The organism is Robertkochia solimangrovi (assembly GCF_007279655.1).
In the GTDB taxonomy this organism is placed as follows: domain Bacteria; phylum Bacteroidota; class Bacteroidia; order Flavobacteriales; family Flavobacteriaceae; genus Robertkochia; species Robertkochia solimangrovi.
Genome location: NZ_QKWN01000008.1, coordinates 287,635 through 293,970 on the forward strand (window position 1 = coordinate 287,635; position 6,336 = coordinate 293,970).

Annotated in this window: 6 protein-coding genes; all 6 read right to left on the minus strand. The window is 35.0% G+C overall.

Annotation, left to right across the window (positions count from 1 at the left end):
- Window positions 1-28: 28 nt before the first annotated feature.
- On the minus strand, window positions 29-487 hold the full coding sequence (locus DMZ48_RS12830; protein WP_143955551.1) for a PepSY-like domain-containing protein: 459 nt from the start codon (window positions 485-487) through the stop codon (window positions 29-31).
- Window positions 488-563: 76 nt separating this feature from the next.
- On the minus strand, window positions 564-1,322 hold the full coding sequence (locus DMZ48_RS12835; RefSeq protein WP_143955552.1) for a COG4705 family protein: 759 nt from the start codon (window positions 1,320-1,322) through the stop codon (window positions 564-566).
- Window positions 1,323-1,391: 69 nt separating this feature from the next.
- Entirely contained in the window at window positions 1,392-3,806 is a 2,415-nt protein-coding gene (locus tag DMZ48_RS12840) for a TonB-dependent receptor (RefSeq protein WP_143955553.1), read from the minus strand.
- A 94-nt stretch (window positions 3,807-3,900) separates the two neighbouring features.
- Window positions 3,901-5,151 (minus strand): sensor histidine kinase, encoded by a 1,251-nt coding sequence (locus DMZ48_RS12845; protein WP_143955554.1) that lies wholly within the window; start codon window positions 5,149-5,151, stop codon window positions 3,901-3,903.
- Between the two features lie 3 nt (window positions 5,152-5,154).
- Window positions 5,155-5,829, minus strand: a complete 675-nt coding sequence (locus DMZ48_RS12850) for a response regulator transcription factor (protein WP_143955555.1) — start codon at window positions 5,827-5,829, stop codon at window positions 5,155-5,157.
- Between the two features lie 321 nt (window positions 5,830-6,150).
- The coding region (locus DMZ48_RS18705; protein WP_206751707.1) for a hypothetical protein at window positions 6,151-6,336 on the minus strand (186 nt) is incomplete at its 5' end.

The following is a 6,336-nucleotide window of genomic DNA, read 5'->3' on the forward strand; positions in this document are numbered from 1 at the left end:
ATAAATTCAACAAATCTTTTTACGTTGATTAATCTTTCTCTTCATCTTTCTCTATCGATTCTTTTTTTATTATTTTTCCTGCGGCATCAATGGTTACCTCCATGTCTGATTCTCCTTTTTCAATTTCAAATTCATACACGATTCCGGTATAAGATTCTGATATTTCAACTTCTTCCACCTCGTATCCCGGGAATGCTGATATCAAAGCTGCATTAACTTGCTGAGGGACTTCTGTTTCATCAATTTCATGTTCTGTCTCTTGCCAAGTACCATCTACGAGAAAATTAGCAGAATATTCAACCTTATTTAATTTAAATTCAGCCTCCCACTCTCTTTCATTCTCTTTTTCCCATTTCACTTTATTGACTGTGGGAAATTTTTTTGTAAATGCCTGTCGCACCTTTTCTGGTACCTTATCACCCGCTTTGATAAATGCCAGTAAACTTATTGTCAAAAAAGCTCCTAATATTACTTTGAGTGTTTTCATTTTTAATTTTCTATATAGTGATTAATAATCTAAAATTAACACTGAATTCTTAAGTAGATTTTAAGGAATTCTAAATTTATTCAAGTTCTAATTTATTTTTTTTATGTTTTTGGTGTGCGATGAACACCAAAGCCCCCATCAACAACAGAGAAACTATAGAAGCAGATAGGGTGCCCAGAGCCATTCCGCCTTTGTTTATGGGTTTAGTTAAGAAATCTCCAAAGGTGGCACCAAAGGGACGAGTAAAAATAAAAGCAATCCAGAATAGGAGTACTTGATTGACTCTTTTATTGTAATGTAGCAGAATAACTGCCAGAATTATCGTAGCTGTAACTAAAGCACCTGTTAAATAGCTCAATCCTAAATCATCACTCAAGTAATCTCCAAAGGCAGTACCTAGGCTGTTAGAGAATAACACGGCAGTCCAGAAAAATAATTCTTTCTTTCTGTCATAAATGGGGTAAACAGCCAGATTCTTATACTTGGTATACCAAAGTGAGAGTGTCATTACTAGACAAAGAAATAAGACCAAACTTCCTAAAGTGTAACCTAAACCTAGGCTTCTGTCCATAAAGTCGGATATCTCGGTCCCTAAAGTTGTTGTGGCAACAATAACCAACCAGAAATACAAGGGAAAATATTTTTTTGAGTTCAATTGGATTGCCAGAACAATCAGGAAAAATGTCAGCGTGATCAATATTCCAATGGTGTAGCCGAGGTTTAAAGTTTGAGCTATAAAATCACCTAAGGTTTCACCTAAGGTTGTAGCTATGATTTTCATAAGCCAGAACAGGATGCTTATTTCTGCTATTTTATTAAAGTTTTGGGTATCCATGATTGAAGATTTTAAAATAAGGTTTTGGTTAATGTACTTTTAAACAAAAGTGTATTTTCCATTGAATTGCTAGAATTTATATTTCATTCCTAAGCGAACAATTTGTGTTTCGTAATAATTCTCATAAAGCGTTGAAAAGCCATCTCCATTGATCTTTTGACGCAAGCCAAAATTGTTGAAGAGGTCACTTGCCGAGAGCGTTATTTCTCCTGTTTTATTCCATAAATTCTTTTTATATCCTAGATCGATAGATGAACGTGCTAATTGCGTTCCCTGAGGAATATTACGAGAACTATACCATAAACCGGTTAGTTGTAATTCTGAGTCCCAAGGCAAATTGAAACTGTTTGAAATTTTAATATCGCCTGCTTTATCTTTAGAATTATCTATGGTGAAGCTTCGCTGTGTTGGGAATAGAAGCGTTCCCTGAAATGCTTCAATGCGGTTTATATAAAAATTCCCGCTGGCAGTTATTTTCCAGTTATCACTTATATCCTGACTAAATAATAATTCGATCCCTGAATTGGTGCTTTTGTCGACATTGGAGTAAATTTTATTTACAATATCATATTGGTAATTGCTATTATCTATACTGTAAATACGAAGGAAAGTATGATTGATCTCACGGAAATAGGCAGCAGAATACAAGGATCCTGAACCCCATCTAAATCGATGGGCAGCTTCATAACTATTGGTAGTTTGTGGTCGTAAATATGGGTTTCCAACCTTCAATAATTCCGGGTCGTCATATTTCGGGAATATACGTAACTCCGGTTCTCCCGGTCTGTCAATTCTACGATTGTAAAAGATGGACAGTTTGTTTTTATCATTGATTTTCCAGGTAAATCGTATGTTGGGAAACAACTCGAAGTACTCATATTTGTCATTATTGGGGTAGTAGGTGTTTTGCGGATCCAGGTTATAGGATACAGCCGTTTGTTCGGCTCTTAGTCCTGCTTCTATATCATAGTGTTCTTTTTCTAAAATGTAGTTTCCGTATACGGCATAAAGATTTTCTTTCCAGTTGGAATAGTCACCCAGATTTGGGTAAATAATGGATTGGTTGCCGGGATAAATGGTATAATTTACTGGTAGATATCGAAATCTCAGTTTAATACCCGCTTCAATTTTACCGGAACTCAATGCCCGGGTATAGTCGGTAGACATGGTAGTAGTATGCTCTATAGCACGAATATTTGTTTTATCTTTTCCAACACGAATGGCAGAGCTGTCATTGAGGGAGTAGGTCTCATCCTCCAGGCCCCTGGTGTACTGAAGATTTGCGGAAAAGGAGTGTCCGGGTTGCTCAAAGCTGTGTTTATAATTAGCGGCAATATTTATAAAACTGGTGATTTCAACTTCCCTCCAGGAGTAGAGTCGGTTACGCATGTTATTATCGAGATTGATAAATGCTACCTGGGAAGTGTCTACATGTTTTTCCCGGTCATACATACCTGAAATTGTAAGAGCATCGTTTGTGCTTAAATCCCAATCAATACCCCCGGATATAATGGTTCGAAACTGCTTTCGATTTTCCGGAACCTGCGAAATGATGTTCCTGCCATCTTTATAATGTCGTGTTGTAAATTCGTTGTTAGGTAATGCTTCTTGCGCAATGAATTCTGATTGCAGGAAATAATTCATTTTGGTAGTTCGATAGTTCAGATTGAGACTTGGGATCAATTTGGGGTTCATGGAATAACTTCCATAATCAGTAGGGGTATCTGCTTTTCGTTTAGACAATACTCCTAATCCGAAAGATAAGCCAACATCACCATTTAGCCCGGTTTGTTGTTCTTTTTTATAAATAATGTTGATGATACCCGCATTTCCAGTGGCATCGTATTTAGCCGAAGGGTTATTGATAATTTCAATACGTTCAATATTGGAAGCCGGAATATTGTTAAGGCCTTTCTGGTTGCCGAAACCGGTAAGACTTGATTGCTTTCCATCGATTAATACCATTACCTTATCACTTCCTCTTAAAATCACTTTCCCATCTTGATCAAAAGCCACTCCCGGCATTGTTTTCATGGCGTCGGCAACGGAACCACCTGATTGGGCAATATTATCCTTAATGTTAAAAGACTTGCTATCCAGGGCTGCATTTACCATTGATCGTTTAGCAGTAACAGTTACCTCATCCAAATTTTCCGCTAAAGGTTTGAGCGTTATTTTTCCAAGATCGAAGATGGGGTTAAGTCCGCCTGAAGTTATTTTATACTCTACTGTTTCATAACCCAAAAACGAAATATTTACAATATAATTACCGGTAGATAAGCTTTTGATTTCAAAGCGTCCGTTTTCATCACTTATGGTACCGGATACCATTATTTTGGATGTTGCATCATTCACTACAATGGTAACATAAGGGAGTACATGTTGTGTTTCCTGATCCAGAATTTGTCCGGTAATAGCGATGGTTTCTTGTGAATATACTACCTGTAAGAGTAATAGAAATAGGTTGAAAAGAAATAATTTCATTGTAAATATTTTCAATTTAAATAAGGTAAAAGTAAAATTGAAATCTAAAGGGATATTAAAGCAGTATTCATGAAAAAGTTAAGGAAATTAAAAATTAGTCTGAAAACACTACGGAGAAAACATGATGCTCTTTTTCAAAGTGATAAGAAACTTTGAATTTATATAAATCGCAGATTTTTTTTACTATTGCCAATCCTAATCCTGTGGATTTTGTGCCATTGGATTCTCTATAAAATCGAAGGAAAAGTAGTTCTGGATTTGTAATAGCTTTATCGCCTGCATTGAAAATATGTAAGGATTTTTTATTGGTATTTATACTTATCTGCTGATTGTTTATATTGTATTTAACGGCATTTGAAATTAAATTGTTTACCAAAATTTCAGCGAGGTAGGTGTCCATGGAAACCTCCAAAGTATCATTTTCAATTAAAATCAAACTCGCTAAATGCAGCTCATTATAGCTTTCAACTTTTTCTTGAATGAGTGTAGTGAGGTTAATCCTACCAATATTAATGAATTGATTATTGTCAATTTTTGTAAGCGTGGTAACTTTTTTGTTTAATTGCTTTAGGCGCAGAATATCTTCCTGAATTGACGTGATATGATCAAATTGTTTATCACTAATGTCTTGATGGTTAATGATGTTATCAAGCTTCGCTTGAATAATAGCCAGTGGTGTCTGCATTTCATGAGAGATGTCCTCTGTAAACTGCTTGAGGTTTTCGTAGTCAGCACGTACTTTTTTGGTAAGAGTAGTTATTTCATTCTTTAATTCTGAAAACTCCAGTACATCACTATCTACTAATTCCAAAGGTTCATTCGAAACTAATGAGAAACTTTTCATTTGCTCTAAATTTTTGAAAAATGGCCTCCAAAGTGCTATATTTTTTTTGGTGTTAAAATAAAACAGGAATAAAAAAGCCAATCCAAATATGGTGATATTCGAAATCATAATTGCAAATAGAAAATCCTCAGATTCCACAACCATTTCCCGTACGGTAATCTGATAATTCTTGCCATTGATATGTTTAAAAACAGAAAGCTCACGAAATAACTCCATCTCGTCTTGCGAGGGATCATAAATGGTGGTGTCTTTTAAGCTTTTCTCCAATAGAGTTTCAACCTCCTTAACCACGATAACTGGAGGCAATGATTTTACAATGAAATGGTTTTCCAAGGCATTTTCCACTCGAGCCTCCGTGGAATTTAAAACTTCTTCAACTTCATTTTGAAGTTGTTGCTTGGTATAAAAATATAAGACTAAAGCGCTTAACAAGGCTAATACCAAACCGGTAGAGAGAAAGGTTTTGGATGACTTTTTTATGAGTCTTGATTTGGTGTTCATCTTTTAGTCTTCTATAAATTTATAACCACTGCCATAGGCAGTTTTAATATATTTTGAACCTTCAGCAGTAAGCTTTTTTCTAAGATTATTTATGTGGACATAGATGAAGTCAAAATTATCCAGTAAATCACTATCATCTCCCCACAAATGTTCAGCTATAATTTCTTTCGAGAGTACCCTTCCTTTGTTCGAAATAAAAAATACCAATAAGTCATATTCTTTTTTAGTGAGTAAAATGGGTTTTTGAAAAACATATACCGAACGAGATTTGGTATTAATTTTTATTTCATTGAATTCAATAATCTCATTTCCTCCAAATTTACTTCGCCGCAAAAGCGCATTAATTCTCGAATATAGTTCAGCAAGATGAAATGGCTTTGTAATGTAATCATCAGCCCCTAAATCAAGCCCTTCTAATTTATCGCTCAGAGAGTTGTTAGCAGATATAATGATAACCCCAGTATTTTTTTTCTCCTTTTTAAGGGTTTTGAGAACATCAAGGCCACTCCCGGTAACCAGATTAACATCAAGAACAATAAGGTCATAGTCATAAATGGCGACTTTTTCTATTGCCTCTTTAAAATCTGATGCCACCTCACAAAGATTTCCATCTCTTTGCAAATAGGTTACAATCGATTTTTGTAATTCTTGTTCGTCTTCAGCTATCAGAAACTTCATTAGATTAAATTTAAAACTTTAAAATTATTTGGAGATTCTAAATTTCATCTAAAGTTTATTGAGCAGGGTTTGGAAATTGGGTAATCAGGGATGAAGGGAAAGTTGTTTTATCCTGTCTTATTTTATGGGAAATAGAACGCTCACTTTCGGAGTAAACTTTTTGCATAGGATTTAATATGACCATCGTGTACAACATCAAAAAAGTGGTTATCTGTTTGGGTAAATTTCTAAGACAGATTAATGGTATTTTGAAAAATGTTAATAAAGGCATCTTTAAACCCTTTTATAATGTATATCAATGGCGTCTATTCCTGGATAGCCTTAATCGAAACAGGAAGGAAACGAATAAAAAGGGACACCTCTTGTGAAACAGATACGTATGGGGTTACAGATCTTAAATACAGCAATACAGGCTTTAATGAAGATTACCTCCGTGATCCTGAATACGATCACTACTGCAAATAAAAAAGTCAGGTCTGCTCTCGCGTCCCCGTTTTTTTTTTTTTT